The sequence below is a fragment of the Planomonospora algeriensis genome, from assembly GCF_977012225.1.
The window spans coordinates 1-2,885 of record NZ_CDRNDK010000642.1 but is presented as its reverse complement, the minus strand read 5'-3'; the positions used below and the strand labels follow the sequence as shown (position 1 = coordinate 2,885).

4 protein-coding genes are annotated in these 2,885 nt (G+C 71.5%); 1 reads left to right on the top strand and 3 read right to left on the bottom strand.

Features of this window, described 5'->3' with window-relative positions:
- From ACWJ6R_RS33840 to ACWJ6R_RS33830, 3 genes are all read right to left on the bottom strand, one after another.
- On the bottom strand, positions 1 to 816 hold an 816-nt coding region (locus ACWJ6R_RS33840), incomplete at its 3' end, for an NAD-dependent epimerase/dehydratase family protein (RefSeq protein ID WP_449066119.1).
- A 123-nt stretch (positions 817 to 939) separates the two neighbouring features.
- Positions 940 to 1,206 (bottom strand): mycothiol system anti-sigma-R factor, encoded by a 267-nt coding sequence (rsrA, locus tag ACWJ6R_RS33835; protein WP_196451679.1) that lies wholly within the window; start codon positions 1,204 to 1,206, stop codon positions 940 to 942.
- Entirely contained in the window at positions 1,203 to 1,808 is a 606-nt protein-coding gene (locus ACWJ6R_RS33830) for a sigma-70 family RNA polymerase sigma factor (protein ID WP_068897767.1), read from the bottom strand. The genes rsrA and ACWJ6R_RS33830 overlap by 4 nt, the downstream gene beginning before the upstream one ends.
- 282 nt (positions 1,809 to 2,090) lie before the next feature.
- Here ACWJ6R_RS33830 and ACWJ6R_RS33825 point away from each other — a divergent pair, with 282 nt between their 5' ends.
- The gene (locus ACWJ6R_RS33825) at positions 2,091 to 2,837 is read left to right on the top strand and encodes a class I SAM-dependent methyltransferase (protein WP_449066118.1); all 747 of its coding nucleotides are present in this window, start codon (positions 2,091 to 2,093) and stop codon (positions 2,835 to 2,837) included.
- Positions 2,838 to 2,885 lie beyond the last annotated feature (48 nt).

The window sequence follows — 2,885 nt, the reverse complement described above, 5'->3', positions numbered from 1 at the left end:
CCCAGCCGCGCGGGCGCGCCCCCCCGGCTCGTCGGCCGCCCCCGCCGCCGCCGCGACCAGGGTGTGCAGCTCCCGGTCGGTGGTCTGCACCCCGGTGCCCAGGTTGAACCGGCCGCCGCCGCCCGCCTCTCCGCACGCGCGGGCGAAACCGTCCACCACGTCGTCGACGTAGACGTAATCGCGCGTCTGCGTGCCGTCGCCGTAGACCACGGTGGGGGCCCCGTTGAGCAGCGCGTCGGTGAAGATCGCGACCACCCCGGCCTCCCCCTCGGGCGACTGGCGGGGGCCGTAGACGTTGGAGAGCACCAGCGTGGTGTAGTCGATGCCGTGCAGCGCCTTGAAGGTCGCGAGGTAGATCTCCGCGCTCAGCTTCGAGGCGGCGTACGGCGAGCGCGGGTCGGTGGCCGCGCCCCCCGGGACCGGGATGACCTCGGGACGGCCGTACACCGCGACGGAGGAGGCGAAGACGACCTTGCGCGTGCCGCCGTGCCGGGCGGCGGACAGGACCGCGGCGGTGCCCTCCACGTTGAGCCGGGCGTCGCGGACCGGGTCCGCCACGCTCTTGCGCACGCTGATCTGCGCGGCGAGGTGGCAGATCACCTCCGGCCGGAAGTCTGCGGCCACGCCGGCCAGCGCCGGGTCGAGGATGTCCATCTCGTACAGGGCGAAGCGCGGGTCCCCCTCCGCACCGGCCAGATTGCCCCTGCCGCCCGAGGACAGGTCGTCAACGACCCCCACCTCGTGGCCGTCCGCCAGCAACCGGTCCACCAGGTTCGATCCGATGAACCCGGCCCCTCCGGTGACGAGCACCCGCATGCCGACCCCCCGTTCTCGTTGCCTGGCCGCGGCCGGGCTCCTACGGGACCCCCGCCCCCTTTTTTCCGGGGAGGGCTCACCGGCACGCCCGCGCGGCCGTCGTCGTACGGGAGATCCTAGAGGTCAGGTCGCCAGCTCGCTGCGGACCTGGTCGATCCGGTCGCGGATCCTGGCCCGAAGGTCCTCGGGCGCCGCGTCGCAGCCGCAGTGCCTGGCCACCAGCTGCTTGACCACCTGGTCCAGGCCGTACTCCCGCAGGCAGGGGCCGCACTCGTCCAGGTGCTGCCGGATGTCGGCGCAGTCACCCTCGCCGAGCTCGCCGTCGAGGTAGGTGTAGACCTTGTCCAGGACCTCGCGGCAGTCCGTGTCGTGGTGATCTCCACAGCTCACTTTGCACCCTCCGCAGGAACCAGGCCACGCTCCCGGGCGTAGTCCTCGAGTTGCGTCCGCAGCTGACGGCGGCCACGGTGGAGCCGCGACATCACGGTCCCGATGGGGGTCCCCATGATCTCGGCGATCTCCTTGTAGGGGAAGCCCTCGACGTCGGCGAGGTAGACGGCGATCCGGAAGTCCTCCGGGAGCGCCGCCAGCGCGTCCTTGACGTCGCTGTCCGGCAGGTGGTCGAGCGCCTCGATCTCGGCGGACTTCAGCCCCGTCGAGGTGTGCGACTCCGCCCTGGCCAGCTGCCAGTCCTCGATCTCCTCGGTGCCGGCCTGCTTGGGCTCCCGCTGCTTCTTGCGGTAGCTGTTGATGAAGGTGTTGGTGAGGATGCGGTACAGCCAGGCCTTGAGGTTCGTGCCCTCCTGGAACTGGTGGAAGGAGGCGAAGGCCTTGGCGAAGGTCTCCTGGAGGAGGTCCTCCGCGTCCGCGGGGTTCCTGGTCATCCGGAGCGCGGCGGAGTAGAGCTGGTCGAGGTAGGGCATCACGTCCCGCTCGAACCGCTCGCTCCGCTGTTCCAGAGTCTCCGCATCTGTCGCAGGGACCGGACCCACCCCCTTAGGATCTCCGGAGTCCGGCTCACGCGGGACACCGTACTGAGCGGAGAATACCCGCTCGTCAGGGAGAGCCCGGTCGCCGGGGCCGGTGACGGGTTCGATCAACGCGAGCATTCGCTTGCCAACCTCCCGGAAGGGTGTGCGCCGTTCGTTGGCAACACGCCCACCCGGCCGTCTGTTCCCTCAAGATGGAAGGTGACGAACGAGCCGGTACGGGGAAAAACATACGTACCGGAAGGTAGCTTCAAACCACCGGAACCCCGACGCCAGGAGCCGCTTGTGCTGCCCATCCCGGCCGAAGAGCTGAACGGCTCAGGAACGCTCGGGCCGTACTGGACCTTTTACCGCGCGGTCGTCGCCGAGCAGCTGAGCCGCTGGCTCCCCCGGAGCCCTTCCGTCGTCCTCGACCTCTCCCGCGGCCAGGGCCGCTGGTCCGCGCAGGCCGCGCGGGCCGGGCACCGGGTCATCGAGGTGGTCGACTTCCGCCGGGCGGTGGCGGCGGAGGTCCAGCCCGTCCTGCGCGACGCCGAGCGGGTCCGGCAGGTCCGCTCCGACGACCTGCGATTCCTCCCCGACGCCAGCGTCGACGCCGTGCTCGCCGAGGACCGGTCGATGTCCCTGGAGCTCATGGCCGAGTCCGCGATCGGCGACGTCGCCCGGGTGCTGCGCCCCGGCGGGCGGGCGCTGGTCTGCGTCGACTCCCTGGTGCTGGGGATGGCGATCCTCGCCGAGCAGAACTACTGGGCGCATCTGCGCCAGACCAGCGAGGTCATGCTCGTGCCCTGGCCCGACGGGAGCATCACCCGCTGCTTCAGCAGCGCCCAGCTGCGCGAGCTGCTCACCGAGGCGGGGCTGGAGGTCGAGTGGATACGGCCTCGCACCGTGCTGTCCCCCTCGACGGTCGACCACGTCCTCGCGGCCGACTCCCGCGCGCTGAACTGGCTGGTCCGCACCGAGCTGGAGGCGCACCCGGACGACGACGACACCGTGGGCATCCACCTGGTCGCCAGCGCCCGGCGGGTCTGAGGCCCGCCGTCCCCGGCCCGCGGCGGCCGGGGCCGGGGTGACCGGCGG